This window comes from Raoultibacter timonensis (genome assembly GCF_900240215.1).
In the GTDB taxonomy this organism is placed as follows: Bacteria; Actinomycetota; Coriobacteriia; order Coriobacteriales; family Eggerthellaceae; genus Raoultibacter; species Raoultibacter timonensis.
Genome location: NZ_LT964681.1, coordinates 560,575 through 574,428, shown reverse-complemented (window position 1 = coordinate 574,428; position 13,854 = coordinate 560,575). Strand labels below are relative to the sequence as shown.

10 protein-coding genes are annotated in these 13,854 nt (G+C 59.4%); 7 read left to right on the top strand and 3 right to left on the bottom strand.

Translation table 11 applies throughout. From position 1 onward, the window contains the following. Window positions 1–151: 151 nt before the first annotated feature. Window positions 152–1,951 (bottom strand): FAD-dependent oxidoreductase, encoded by a 1,800-nt coding sequence (locus C1722_RS14565; protein ID WP_102380076.1) that lies wholly within the window; start codon window positions 1,949–1,951, stop codon window positions 152–154. Between the two features lie 292 nt (window positions 1,952–2,243). Here C1722_RS14565 and C1722_RS14560 point away from each other — a divergent pair, with 292 nt between their 5' ends. Together C1722_RS14560 and C1722_RS17920 are read left to right on the top strand one after the other, a co-directional pair. Then, window positions 2,244–3,545, top strand: a complete 1,302-nt coding sequence (locus tag C1722_RS14560) for a hypothetical protein (RefSeq protein ID WP_102380075.1) — start codon at window positions 2,244–2,246, stop codon at window positions 3,543–3,545. Between the two features lie 6 nt (window positions 3,546–3,551). Beyond that, a complete protein-coding gene (locus C1722_RS17920) occupies window positions 3,552–3,707 on the top strand; it encodes a helix-turn-helix transcriptional regulator (protein WP_102380074.1) in 156 nt (51 codons plus the stop codon). Window positions 3,708–3,809: 102 nt separating this feature from the next. Here the strand turns inward: C1722_RS17920 and C1722_RS14550 are convergent, their stop codons facing one another. Beyond that, window positions 3,810–6,956 (bottom strand): ABC transporter ATP-binding protein/permease, encoded by a 3,147-nt coding sequence (locus C1722_RS14550; protein WP_102380073.1) that lies wholly within the window; start codon window positions 6,954–6,956, stop codon window positions 3,810–3,812. 622 nt (window positions 6,957–7,578) lie between these two features. Between C1722_RS14550 and C1722_RS14545 the strand changes: the two genes are divergently transcribed. From C1722_RS14545 to C1722_RS14530, 4 genes are all read left to right on the top strand, one after another. Further along, complete coding sequence (locus C1722_RS14545; protein WP_180995284.1) at window positions 7,579–8,361, top strand: tyrosine-protein phosphatase; 783 nt, start codon at window positions 7,579–7,581, stop codon at window positions 8,359–8,361. A gap of 214 nt (window positions 8,362–8,575) precedes the next feature. After that, entirely contained in the window at window positions 8,576–9,370 is a 795-nt protein-coding gene (locus C1722_RS14540; protein WP_102380071.1) for a ZIP family metal transporter, read from the top strand. A gap of 34 nt (window positions 9,371–9,404) precedes the next feature. Beyond that, complete coding sequence (locus C1722_RS14535; protein ID WP_102380070.1) at window positions 9,405–10,577, top strand: iron-containing alcohol dehydrogenase; 1,173 nt, start codon at window positions 9,405–9,407, stop codon at window positions 10,575–10,577. Window positions 10,578–10,586: 9 nt separating this feature from the next. Next, window positions 10,587–11,201, top strand: a complete 615-nt coding sequence (locus C1722_RS14530) for a DivIVA domain-containing protein (RefSeq protein WP_102380069.1) — start codon at window positions 10,587–10,589, stop codon at window positions 11,199–11,201. Window positions 11,202–11,357: 156 nt separating this feature from the next. On the opposite strand, the gene C1722_RS14525 is transcribed toward C1722_RS14530, so the two are convergent. Then, on the bottom strand, window positions 11,358–11,732 hold the full coding sequence (locus C1722_RS14525; RefSeq protein ID WP_102380068.1) for a phage holin family protein: 375 nt from the start codon (window positions 11,730–11,732) through the stop codon (window positions 11,358–11,360). Window positions 11,733–12,477: 745 nt separating this feature from the next. Between C1722_RS14525 and rlmD the strand changes: the two genes are divergently transcribed. Next, complete coding sequence (gene rlmD / locus C1722_RS14520) at window positions 12,478–13,818, top strand: 23S rRNA (uracil(1939)-C(5))-methyltransferase RlmD (protein ID WP_102380067.1); 1,341 nt, start codon at window positions 12,478–12,480, stop codon at window positions 13,816–13,818. Window positions 13,819–13,854 lie beyond the last annotated feature (36 nt).

Sequence of the window (13,854 nt, the reverse complement as noted above, 5' to 3'; positions counted from 1 at the left end):
GTGTGAAACGAAAGGCCCACGGCAGCGCTTGAACTGCCGTGGGCCTTTTTCGTCTCGGATGGCATGCCCATGCGCCGATGCACCGCGCATGGGCATGCTGGTTATTGGCGATGGCGGAGCACCTGTTTTGCACGGGGCTCCGCCATCGCTCTCAGTACGCGAGTCGTGCGCTTTCAACGGGAGTCGGGTAGTCTTCTTCCATGATGGCGTGCGCTGCGAGCCAGGCGAGCGTGGTGCATCGCCCCATGCAGAGTCCGCCGTAATACTCGGGGTAGTTGCCATTGAAGAAGCCGCCCACATCGAGGCCCGACATGTAAAGACCCTCGATCGCTTTGCCGTCTTTGTCGACTGCTCTGAAGCTGTAATCGACATGCACGCCGCCGAGTGTCGCAAGCGCCCATCCTGACATCTTCGCGGCATAGAACGGGGGTTCGTCGAGTTTCGAAAGGCGCCACGGGGCTTTGCCGTGATCGGTGTCTTCGCCCGATTCGGCGATCGTATTGTATCGATCGACGGTTGCCTTGAGCGTATCTGCGGGAACGTTCATCTGCTTTGCGAGTTCGTCGATGGTGTCGCATTTGATGAGGTTGCCGTTCTCGACGTTCGGCTGGACGTACACTTCATCCCACTCCTCGGCGCTGCGGCAAGGGTAGTATTGGCCGAGCAGAAGACAGTTCTTCGCGCCTTCCTGTGCGACGACGCGACTGCAGATGGTCGTACCGAAGCTGACGATGTCGTCCCAACTGCTTGAATCGAATATCTGCCACCAGAAATGTCCTGGCTGTTGTACGCCGAGATTGAACTCGAAGTCGTAGGGGCCGTCCTCGTTGCAAAAGCGTTGTCCGAGTACATTGACTTTAAGAAACGGCTGCGAGCCCGGCCACCAGAGGTTCGGGTTCGTGCCGCCTTGGCCTCCAATGTCACCGTTCTCCTCATCGGTGGTAATGCATCCTCGATCGAAGATGAGCATTGAGCCAGCAAAGGAGGAATCGATTTCGGCACCTGCCCATGTAGCGAGCTTGATTCCATCGCCGTTGCGCCCGTCGCCGCCTGTGTGGTTGGAACAGTATTTGTGCGCCGCAACGCCGAGTTGGTCCATCATGTCCTTGTTGCCGAGAAAGCCACCGGTTGCGAGCACGACACCGCGCGAGGCGTTGTACTGCTTGATTCCGTCGGGCCCATCGGCGACAACGCCGGTCACCTTGCCAGAGTCGTCTTGTACGAGCTCGACGACCTTCGCGCCATACTGCACGACGCCTCCCGCTTCCTCGAGAAGCTCGAGCAACGCAGGCATGGCGACTTCCGAACCCATTGGGTTGGCGGTCTCCTCAAAAGGAGGTTTGTAAGCTGTGTGGTAGACGTTCGTGTAGAAGGAATCGGCGGGATAGAACTCCTTCTTGATGGAGTCGAGCATGACGTCGAGACCTTTTTTCTGAAGGTTTTCCTGGTACCAATCGACAAATGCCCCCGAATTATACGCCCATAGGCGAATGAGGTTCTCGTCGCATTTGCCGCTTGCATAGCGAACCAAATCGTGGATGATAAACTCCTTGTCAACCTCGAATCCCTGTTCGAGCATCAATTTGCTGTCGCAGGCATCGATGTCGCCTGCCCACATGGTGGCGGCGTTCGATTGCTCGAGCACGATTACCTCGCCACCGAGCTGCGCCGCTTCGAGTGCGCAGACGACCCCCGAGTTTCCTGCACCGACAACGATGATCTCGTGGTCTTCCGTTCCAGCGATCTGCGATGCGACCGATTCGGGTTGCGTATCCCACAAAGCTTCGGAAGCGGTTTCCGTCGTTTTGCCGGATGCCGTGTCTGCTTTTCCCTCGCCGCTTGCTGCAGGTGCGCAGCCGAACATCGTTCCGGCTGCTGCAAACGCTCCCGTGGCGGCAACGCCTGTGAGAAAGCTTCGCCGCGAAATGTCGTTTCGGCCCTGTGTCTTCATGGATCCCTCCTGGTTGATCGATTGCGGTACCGCCGGCTACCCAGTGTCTTGCTGTGTTGCCGAGCCTCTTAGTTCTACGCTCTCGAGTCGACTTCGGGAATCGCCGAAAATCGGGCTTTTAAAAAATCGCGCGTTTTCGCTTCGAAAAAAACGTTCACGCAAAACAGGTGAGAAAGTAACATAGAGCCAGATCAAGCATTGAAATGTACCGTGTTGCAAAAGCTGTTCAGGCGAGGCGGTCCTAACTATACTTAAAGCAATCATGGTTTCCGGCCGATCAAGGGGAATAGCAGTGAGGGCATTTGGCGGCGGTTTCAGCGCAGGCGATTATCTGAGCGACATCGCGGAGAACTTTAAGTTCAGATATCTCGGGCTAGGGTTTCTTTGGGCTTGGATATACTGCACATGGTTTACCCCGGTGCTCTTTCCCGAGTCCACCGGCTTAACGGTCAACAACGACATCTCCTGGTTTATCTCTGCCGCTTCGGTGATGGTGACGCTCTTCGTCATGTCGCTGTTTGTGAGACATCGCGATCTGTCAACCGTGCCGGTCATCGGGTCGATTGCCGGGCCTGCGACGACGCTCGGGGCTATCATGATGGCAATCGAGCCCCTCTTCGGTATATCGTTGCCGGTCGTTTCGTTTGTCGGAGCCGCGCTTACCGGCGTGGCTTCAGGGTGGCTGTGGATGCTGTGGGGCGAGTTTACCGGTAAGGTTGACCAGGAGCTTGCCGAGATGTTCGTGCCGTTCTGCGTAGCGGTTCCGCTTGCGGGTATCTTCACCTGCACATTCGTTACCGGCCCTCTCGCAGGGGTTGCGGTATGCTGCCTTCCGCTCGTTTCGGGGTGGCTCTTCGACCTCTCCATTCGCGATACCGAAGTGCTGAAGCCCGTGACGTTGCTCTCAGCCGAAGACAGGCCGAAGTACATGGGGGATTTCCTGAGGGTTGGCTTGGGGTCGCTCTCTATCTACACGTGCCTTTCTTTTGCGTGGGGCACGCTGGACTATGCAACGATGACGGGGTGGGGCGATACCCATCTGATCTCGTATATAATCGGCGCAGCCTTGGCGATAGTCGTCGCAGTGCTGTCAATCCTGTATTTAAAGCGGCTCGATCTGTTCGCGTTGTACCGCTGGCTGATTCCCGTGATACTTATCGGGCCAGCGTTGCTGGCTGTGGAGTCGTTTTGGGCGAGATTCTTCTCGCTTATGCTCGTGACGCTTGCCCAGTACGGTTTCGACATCATCGTCTGGATATACTTCAGCCGCATTGCGCGCAAAGGAGTGTGCTCGGGCGGCTTTGCGATCGGGATAAACCGCGGATTCGTTCAGGCGGGCTGTTTCACGGGCAGTTTGATTGCCATGGGTTTGCGTCCCCTGATCGAACAAAGCGAGACGATGCTTTTGTTCGTGGTGTTGATATTGAGCGGCGTTATGACGTCGGTGGTGCTTATGGTGCTGAACCGGAAAGACGAGATCGAGCGAATGACCACGAAGGATGCGGCGCAACCGGCGCCAAGCGATGTTCCTTCCGTCGATTACGAGGCGGTATGCGATCGCCTTGCCGAAACATGCGGGCTGACGGCGCGTTAGCGCGAAATTCTCGGTTATCTCGCCCGAGGACGATCGCTTCCCTATATCCGAGAGACGCTCATCCTCTCCAAGAACACCGTGAGCACTCATGCGAAGAACCTATACAAAAAACTGGGGATTCATTCTCGGCAAGACTTGTTCGATCTGATCGAGCAAGGATAGAGCAGCCGCTTGAACGAAAAAGCAGCCGCCCGAATCGCCAGGCGGCTGCTTTCGTCAAAGGGATCGTCCGCTGTGTGCCGTGGCCTTAGCGTCCGTTCGCACTTATTCGCTTCTCAGCGCTTCCACGGGATCTTTTCGGCTTGCGGCCCGTGAGGGGATGAGGCCTGCCAAGAACGTGAGCAGCATACTGATCGCTACGAGGATGAGTGCCGCCTGCCATGGCAGCGACGCCACATCCTTCACATCGAAGAGCGAGTAAACGATCGCGTTTGCGGGAATGCAGGCCAGCGCCGTTACGCCGATGCCGATGGCACCTGCCACGAAGCCGACGATGAGCGTCTCGGCGTTGAACACGCGGCTGATATCGCCCTTGCTTGCGCCGATGGAGCGCAGAATGCCGATCTCCTTCTTGCGTTCGAGCACGCTGATGTAGGTGATGACGCCGATCATGATGGACGACACTACAAGCGAGATGGCAACGAAGGCTACCAGTACGTAGCTGATCATGTTGATGATGTCGGTCACCGAGCTCATGAGCGCGCCTACGAAGTCGGTGTAGGTGATCACCTTGTCCTCTTCGCCGTCGGCCTTCATCTTGTCGTTGTAGCCGTCGAGAATATCGATGATCTTCGCCTTGCTCTCGAAATCGACGGGGTAGATGTCGATGCCGGAAGGCTTGTCGAAGCTCGCGTACCCGAGCTTTTTCAGGTTGTTGTCATAGGAGTGCTCCTCGACCCTCATGAGCGACATCATGAGCTCGGTGAGTTCGGTTTCGTCCATGTTCATCTGGAAGGCGTTCTTGAACGCTTCCTCGTCGATGTGCATGGCGTTCGCCATGTTGGTAGCCATCTGGTTCATCGATTGCTGGAGAGCCGAGGTCACCTGCGACTGCAGCGATTGCGCCATAAGGTTCATATAGGTGGTCATGGTCGTTTGCACGTAGCTTTGCAGCGCGGTGGCAACTTGAGATTCGAGCTGGTCGGTGTCCACCATACCCTGGAGACCCGCCGCGATCTGTCCCTGCACAGCCGGTTGGGCGAGGTACTCCTGCGCAGTCATCGGCTTGGCGTTGGGGTCGTAGTTCGGGTTGGGCGAGCCGTCTTCGAGGACGGGGGAGTTGTTCTTGTAGAACTCCTGCACGTAGTCGGCATAACCCTGCATGATCTGCGACATCAGCGCCGCTACTTGATCGGTGGGGATGTCGATGTCGAGCGAACCGGCGATTTCGTCCATGTTCGGCTGCGGTGCGTCGGGCAGATTGGCCGCGGCGCTCGAGAGGTCCAGCGAGTTCGACATGTCTACGGCAAGCGCGCTCTCGTCGATGACGAACGCCGATTGCAGCGCGTCGCCGTCGATGGTGAAGAGCGAGTTCATGTCGAAGCTGTTGTCCGCCTCCTCGTCTTCCTCGGTAAACGATTTACCCGAGAACACGTCGATCGTCGGATCAGCCAGCTGGTCTTTGACGATCTTGGTGTCGGCGGCCTGCTCGATCACGTGGTCGGTCAGATCGGACGTGTAGTAGATGCCGGTCGAAAGCGCAGTGATGGTGGCGTCGGGCTTCGGCATGACGATGCCGCTGATTTTAAGGTCCTCGCCGTTGGCGACGATGTCCTTCATGTAGGCCGTGTCGTCGGTCTTGTCTTTCCAGACGCCGTACTCTTCATCGTATTGGTAGTACTCGGTAGAATTGACCAGCTTGAACGACACACCGAGAATGTCGTCGTACGAAACCGCCATGCGGTCTTCGGGCACTTCCACATCCTCTTCCGCGGCGAATTGCTTCACCATTTCGTTCAGCTCGCCGGGATCGCGTAACCCGAGCGTGTAGAGCAGAAAGTCGCTCACGTTCCCGTTGCCGGTGAGCACGACGACCAGCTCGTCGTAATCTGCCGGCCACGAGCCCGCGACCACGTCGTACTGCTCTTCGATCAGACGCCGATCGTCGGCCATCTCGTAGAAGGTATCGGTGCTCATCGACATCGACATGAGGCTGTTGGAGCTTGAATCCGATCCGAGGCCGAGCGCCGAGAACGACTTATCGGGATTCACCTGGCGTACGCCGTCTTCGGTATCGGAGCTGAATATCTGGGGCGTTACGTCGTAGGAGTACTGGATGGAGTTTACGTACTGATCGATGTCGCTCTGCCCGCTGTCGAGGTACTCCTTGAGCGAGGCGAGATCGTTGCTGCCGATGCTCGAGAACATGCGGGTGATCATCTTGGTTTCGCGCACTTGGCCTTCGGCTTCGCTCGAATCGTCGTCCTCGGTAACGCTTGCGGCCGAGCCCATCATCATGGAGGTCAGATCGAGCCCGGTGCTTTGTATCTGCAGCGGATACTGCGAAAGCGTATCCTCCTCGACGCTCTTGATGTAGTTGTTGACGCCGTTGGCGAGCGCGAGGATGGCGGCGATGCCGATAATGCCGATGGAGCCCGCGAACGCCGTCATGAGCGTGCGGCCCTTTTTGGTCATGAGGTTATTGAACGAAAGCGAGAGCGCCGTCAAAAACGACATCGAGGTTTTGCGCGGAGCCTTTTCGCTTTGGTGCTCGGCGATCTCTTCGAGCGTGGGGTCGTACGGGTCGCTGTCGGAGGTGATCACGCCGTCGGCAAGGTTGACGATGCGGGTTGCGTACTCTTCGGCGAGCTCGGGGTTGTGCGTGACCATGATGACCAAGCGGTCGTTGGCGATTTCGGTCAAGAGCGCCATGATCTGCACGCTTGTCTTGGAATCGAGCGCGCCGGTGGGTTCGTCGGCGAGCAGGATCTCCGGATCGTTGATGAGCGCGCGTGCGATGGCGACGCGCTGCATCTGGCCGCCCGAGAGCTGGCTCGGCTTCTTGTCCATATGGTCGCCGAGCCCCACCTTCTTCAGCGCGTCGGCGGCGCGTTCGCGGCGCTCGGTTCGCGAAACGCCCGAAAGCGTGAGGGCGAGCTCGACGTTGGCGAGGACGGTCTGGTGGGGAATCAGGTTGTAGCTTTGGAACACGAAGCCGATGCGGTTGTTGCGGTAGGTGTCCCAATCGCGGTCTTTGTACTGTTCGGTCGAGATGCCGTCGATGACGAGGTTGCCCGAGTCGTAATGGTCGAGCCCGCCCACGATGTTGAGCATGGTGGTTTTACCCGAGCCAGACGGCCCGAGAACGGCAACGAACTCGTTATCGCGAAACGAGATCGATATATCGTCGAGGGCAACCTGCGAGAAGCTGGCCGTGGTATACGACTTGCGGATATCTATGAGTTGGAGCATATGGGGCCCTTCCGGCTCAGTGCAATCGTGTATGGTCAACCGGCACGGGCCGGATTCGTTTTCTGGGAACCCGCTTCGCGGTGTCGGGTTTGCGCTTTCAGCCGTGCGGCATCGGGTTCGCTCTTCCTGATTCCTCGAGAACTTGGGTTTATCCTAAACCGAACAGTTTAGTAGCTAAACTACTTTCAGCCGTGTGTGGCAAAACTACACAGATTTGTCGCTCGTTTGTAACCAAACCAAGGGATTTCTCGTCTGCTCGGTCGGCTGGCGGGCCGACGCACGGGCGGGCGGCCGTACAATTCGGCGTGGAGTCCGACCGTCAACGGTTTGGTGGTTCGAAGTAACAAAATGCTCGTTGTCTATTCAGGTTCACACAGAAACGGTCTATAATCGGCGTGTCCGACAGTGTTTCAAATAACGCAGTTTTATAAACTAAGACTATCTTCGCCAAGTTAGTGTCTGAAGCTTATATCCTGCAAACGCCCGTCGCTTCGGCGGGGGCTGGTAGGCTAAGAGCAAGCTTTAAGCGTACTGTCGGTATTCCTTTCGGCAAGGCCGGGCTTCGTGCCCGGCCTTGTTGCGCAAGACGATGATGGACGATTGCTGCGGGGGTAGCGAGACGATGAGCAGAGCAGTGGGCGACGATAGGGTGTCGCCAGGGGAGAAGGCGATGGATGCCGCTTCGCCGGATGCACGGCGAATGGCACCGGGGGGCGATGTCCCCGAGGCGCTTCGCGAAAAATTCGGGCTGCGACGGTGCGCGGGCGGCGGTTTGGTTTCGCTGTACCGTTCGCGCGAGCTGACCGAATCGACGGCGGAGGACGTCGTCGGGTTGCAAAGGCTCGGCATCGAGACGGTCTACGATCTTCGTAAGAAGGCGGAGCGCGATTTGGCGCCCGAACCCGGCATCATCGAGGAGTCGTTCGAGGTCCGCGTGTGCCCGGTCGATCTTCAGGACGATGAAAACCGAACGCGCGCGACGATGGCTTCCAACGTGAAGGCCGCATACGGCAAGCCGGGCCAGCGCATGATCGATCTGTACGGGATCATGGCTGCTCACGGCGATGCCGTGCGTGCGATCGTCGGCGCAATAGCGGATTCGGAGGCACCCGTGCTCGTGCATTGCGCGAACGGGAAGGACCGTGCGGGCATCGTATGCGCGAGCGTTCAGCGCCTCAGCGGAGTACCCTACGAGACGATCGTGGAAGACTATCTGGCTACCAACGCAATGAACGAGGAGATCAACCGTCGTGATTTGCGGCGGTATGCGGGCATCATGCAGCCCGAGGACGTGGAGGTGCTTGCCGCCATGTTCGAAGCGCGCGCCGAATACCTCGAAACGTTCTTCAAGGCGGTCGACGCGCGGTACGGATCGTTCGCGGCGTGGATGCGGGTCGGGGCGTAGCTCCTTGTCGCATCGGTTGTGGGACAAACGGGCGCTACCCGTCTGCCGTCTTGCTCGCGGGGCGTTGCGCCTCTCGCGCATACCCCGATTTCCCGCCGTGCCGCCGCACAAACCGCAGACGGTAAAACAGGTAACACGAAAGTAAACGCTCGCGCATTCCCGTTTCCGAAGGCGTACACTGACGTGCAGAATCGAAACGACAGGAGGTACGGCGTTGCAGGAAGCGCTTACATGGGCCGCGGCGGGAACGGGATTTACCTTTCTCATGACGACGCTCGGGGCGGCTGCGGTGTTTTTGTTCCGCAAGCGGGACAGCGTCACCATGCAGCGGCTGTTCCTCGGGTTTGCCGCCGGCGTCATGATCGCCGCCTCGGTGTGGTCGTTGCTCATACCCGCCATCGAAGCCGCCGAAGAGGCGGGCCAGATCGGATGGATTCCCGCGGCAGGCGGCTTCGCGCTCGGGGTCGCGTTTCTCATGGGTCTGCATGCGCTTTTGCCTCACCTCCATCCCGGCGAGAAGGATCCCGAGGGGCTTCCCTCGAAGTGGAATCGGCCGACCTTGCTGTTTACCGCCGTTACGCTGCACAACATTCCCGAGGGTATGAGCGTCGGCCTTTTGTTCGCGATGGCGGCGCAGTCGGGCGGAGATCCCGGCATGTTCGGTATGGCTGCCGCGCTCGCTCTCGGCATCGGCATTCAGAACGTCCCCGAAGGAGCTGCCGTGGCCCTGCCGTTGCAGCAGGAGGGCATGAGCGCGCCGAAAGCGTTCGCCATGGGCAGCCTGTCGGGGCTTGCCGAGCCGGTGTTCGGTATCCTCGTCGTGCTGTTTGCAGCGGCGATTTCGCCCTATATGCCGTGGATGCTCGCGTTTTCCGCCGGAGCCATGATGTACGTGGTGGTCGAGGAGCTGATTCCCGAAGCCCATCTCGGCGATCGGTCGAACGTCGGCACCCTGGGCGTTATGATCGGTTTTCTTGTAATGATGATCCTCGATGTTGCATTGGGGTAGAATGCCCAGAAAGCTTGTGCGGGAAAGGAAGCTCATGGAAGATTTCGAATTCGTATCGCCCACCCACTTCATATTCGGACACGACGCCGAACTGAAGGCGGGCGCTATGCTCGCCGAGCGCGGTGCACGCAAGGTCCTTATTCACTACGGTGGCGGAAGCGCCGTCGAAAGCGGGCTCATCGATCGAATGAAATCAACGCTTGATAACGCGGGTGTCGAGCACGTTCTGCTCGGGGGAGTGCGCCCCAACCCCGAAGTGGGGCTCGTGCGCGAGGGCGTGGCCCTGTGCAAGGAGCACGACCTCGACTGGATCCTCGCCGTTGGCGGCGGATCGGTCATCGATTCTGCCAAGGCGATCGCCGTGGGCGCGCATTACGACGGGGATGTATGGGATTTCTTCGAGACGAAACGCCAGACGAGCGACGTACTGCCGATTGCCGTCGTGCTCACCATTCCCGCTGCGGGCAGCGAGGCATCGAAGAACACGGTCGTTTCGAACGATGAGCTGGGATTGAAATCGGGATACCCGAACAATGCGCAGCGCCCGAAGCTTGCGTTCATGAACCCCGAGCTCACCTTCACCCTGCCCCCGTACCAGACGGCCGCCGGTCTCACCGATATGTTCTGCCACCTGCTCGAACGTTTCTTCGACGACGTCGGGTCGGTGCCCGTGACCGACAATCTCAACCTCTCGCTCATGAAGACCGTGCGCGCCGAGGCGCCGCGCGTTCTCGTGGATCCCGATAACTACGATGCGCGTGCGAACGTCATGTGGGCGGGCATGCTCTGCCACCAGGGCCTTGCGGGCGTCGGCCGCCACGAGGATTGGGCAACGCACGGGCTCGAACACGAGCTCTCGGCGCTCGATCCGTCCATCACGCATGGGGCGGGCCTGGCTGTCATGTTCCCCGCTTGGATGGAATACGTGTACGGCGAAAACCCCGCCCGCTTCGCTTACTACGGACGCGAGGTATTCGGGCTTGCCCCGACGGGGGATGTCGAGGACGATGCGCTGTCGGCCATCGACGAGACGAGGAGCTTCTTCGCATCGCTCGGCATGCCGGTCACGCTTGCCGAACTGGGCATCGGCGAAGACGATATCGAGAGCATGATTCCCACGCTCAAGGAGAACAAAGGCGAGCCGTTCGGAAGCTTCATGAAGCTGAGCATGGACGACGCGCGAGAAATATACCGGCTGGCGTTGTAGGAGGAAACCATGGATCAGCCCGGAACCGTCGAGTCTTACTTGCAGACTCTTGAATTCAAAAAGAAGAACTTCGGGGGGTGCGACGAGGAAGACGCCCTTGCGAAGGTCCACGAACTCGCTGCGCTCTATCAGACCGAGCTCGAACGGCTCGACAGGCGGGCGAAGGCAGCCGAGGAGCGCGCGGCCGACTACGAGCGGCGCCAAAGCGAGGTCCGTCAGCTCATGACGGCGGCTCAGAACATGAAGGATACGATGCTCGAAAAAGCCGAAGAGGATTCGCGGCAAGCCGTCGCAAAGGCCGAGCGCGAAGCCCAGAAGCTGATCGACAACGCGGCGTCCGACGCCGAAGACATCCTGGCTAAGGCCACGGCCGACGCCATCGTGATCGTATCGGAGGCGCGGGACGAGGCCGAGGCCATGCGCTCGCAGGCCGCACGCGATGCCGAGGACGCCAGGCGGGAGCTGCAGGAAACCACAGCGGCTCTTCTCGAGGCGCAGATGCAGATCAAGTCGGATGTGAAGCGTCATACCGACACCGCCTACGCGAAGGCGAAAGTCGCAAACGACAACCTGGGCAAGATCGTGGAGATGCTCGCGGAGTTGCGCGACAGCGTTTCTTCGTAGGGTGTGTTTTCCTGTGGCGAGCGAGCGCGGCGGCCCCGCTCCGAGGTCGATTGGACGGCGCCGTCACGGGTTGGATCGCAGCAACGAATATGTGCTGCGGCTTGCGGCTGCAGCACGGTCGCATCGGGCCTTGCTGCTACAGTGCGACGGGTTGGGCTAGTCCTTGCTGTTTCCGAGCGCGGCGTTCACGATGCCCGAGACGATGCTGATAACGATGCTCGCTACGAATGCGCTGCCGAACGTGGCTATCTCGACGCCCGATTGGAATATGCCGTTGGCGAGCCATGCCGCAATGTAGAGCATAAGCGTGTTGACCACCAGGTAGAAGATGCCGAGCGTCAGTACCGATATGGGCAGACTCAAAAGCTGCATGAGTGGTTTGATGCTGATGTTGATGAGCGAGAGGATCAAGCCGAAAATGGCGATGGAGACCCATGCTTCGTTGCCGCCGACCGTATCGATGCCGGGAACGAGCCACACGGCCACGCCGACGGCGATAGCGGTGACGAGCCAGCGAATGATGAATCTCATGAATGCCTCCTATCGATGATAGCAAAGGATTATGGCACGTGGGGTTTCCGGTGCTCCGTTTGGTTTTCTACCTGTTACTTCGCGCGCCGATCATCCTGCTGCGAGGCCGCGCATGCGTTTCGCGGCCATCCTCGGCTGTCGCGTTCGGCTCGCTCGCTTGCCGTCGCTGGCATTGTTCGGGCTCTCGTATCGGCCAGCCTGCAACGCATCGGGTAGCCCGCAATCGTGCGTTCGCGCGAAAAAAGTGCGACTTGGGTGCAAGTTTTTTCGGTTGTGCGGCTTGGGAACGTGTGCGAGGGGCTGGGCGGCACGCGTTTTATGCTGCCGATTTTCGCGAACTGGGCAAATGCTCTTTCCTGCGGCTTCGACCTCGGCGGTGTCGAGCATACACGAAGGTTTCGCCCCGCAAAACCGTCATTTTTTGCACCCAAGTCGGGTTCTTTTTAGCGCGAACTCGTTTTGAGCGTTTCAAACGGAATAAAGCGGCTTTGCGACCATCGCGTAGTTCGGCGGATTCTTTTGTGCCACAATAGCCGACATGAATACGAACAAATCAAAACAACACGGTAAGCCGAAAAGCAGCAAGGCGCACGCGAAAGCGGCTCCTCACGCAAATATCTCCCGCCCGAAGGCGGCACCCAAAGCGAAGGCAGCATCCAGCCCGAAGGCGGCGCCCAGATCGAAGAAAGCCTCGCCGCATCCGAGGGAGCGGTCTCGTCGGGAGTCGCCGCGGTCGGGCCAGCAGATGCAGGCCGTCGAACAGCAGCGATGCGCCGACGGTCAGTGGTGTCCGGTCGAGGATCGCTGCGGAGCGTGTCAGCTTTTGAGCATCCCCTACGCGCGGCAGCTTGCCGACAAGCAGGCGGCGATGGCAGAGCTCTTCGACGGCCTGGCCGGCGCTTCGGTCGTCATGCATCCCATTGCGGGCATGGACGAGCCGTTCTACTACCGCAACAAGGTTGCCTCCCCGTATGCGCCCGGCAGGCGCATCAAGCCGAAGGCTTTGGGGGGCGGCAAGGGCACCAAGGGCGGCAAGGAAGCGAAGGGCGAGAAACGCGCGGCGATGACGCGCGCGGAAAAGCACGCCCTCACGCACGAGATCCTCTGCGGCATGTACGCGGCGGGCACGCATCGCATCGTGCCGACGGACTCCTGCCTGATCGAGAACCGGATCGCGAAGAGGATCATCCTCGCAATCCGCGATCTTATGCCCGCCTATCGCATCGAACCGTATCGCGAAGACGCGAACACGGGCTTTCTCCGCCATGCGGTCGTACGGGTGGGGCATACGAGCGGCGAGGTGCTTGTGACGCTTGTGACCAACGGGCGGCAGTTCCCCGGATCGAAATCGCTGGTGCGCGATCTGGTGAAGCGGTGCCCCGAGATCACATCGATCGTGCAGAACATCAATACGCGCCAGACCAACGTGATTCTCGGCACCGACGAGATTCGGCTGTACGGCCCCGGCTTCATTCTCGACGAGCTGTGCGGGTTGAGCTTCCGCATATCTTCTCAATCGTTTTACCAGGTGAATTCTTCGCAAACCGAGGTCTTGTACCGACGTGCGATCGAGCTTGCCCAACTGACGGGAAGCGAGACGGTGATCGATGCGTATTGCGGAACGGGCACGATCGGCCTTGTCGCCGCGCGGGGCATCGGGGGTACGGGCCATGCAGCGCGGGTGATCGGCGTCGACGAGACGGCTGCGGCCATCCGCGATGCTCGCGCCAACGCGAAACACAACGGCATCGACAACGCCGAGTTCATCGCCGACGATGCGGGTGCGTTCATGCGGAGCCTCGCCGCCGTCGAAGCGGGAAGAGATTGCCCCGCCGAATCGGGGAGCTCGATCGATGTGGTGCTCATGGACCCGCCTCGTTCAGGCGCAACCGACGATTTCCTCGGGGCGCTCGTGGAGCTTGCCCCCAAGCGCGTGGTGTACATTTCGTGCAATCCTGCCACACAGGCGCGCGATGTCGCTTATCTCGTTGATCGAGGCTATGCAATCGAGGCCATTCAGCCTGTGGACATGTTCCCGCATACGGAGCATGTTGAGAATATCGTGGTATGCTGCAACCATGCGTAGAATACTCATATATACATGAGCTTTGCGAAAGGCGCA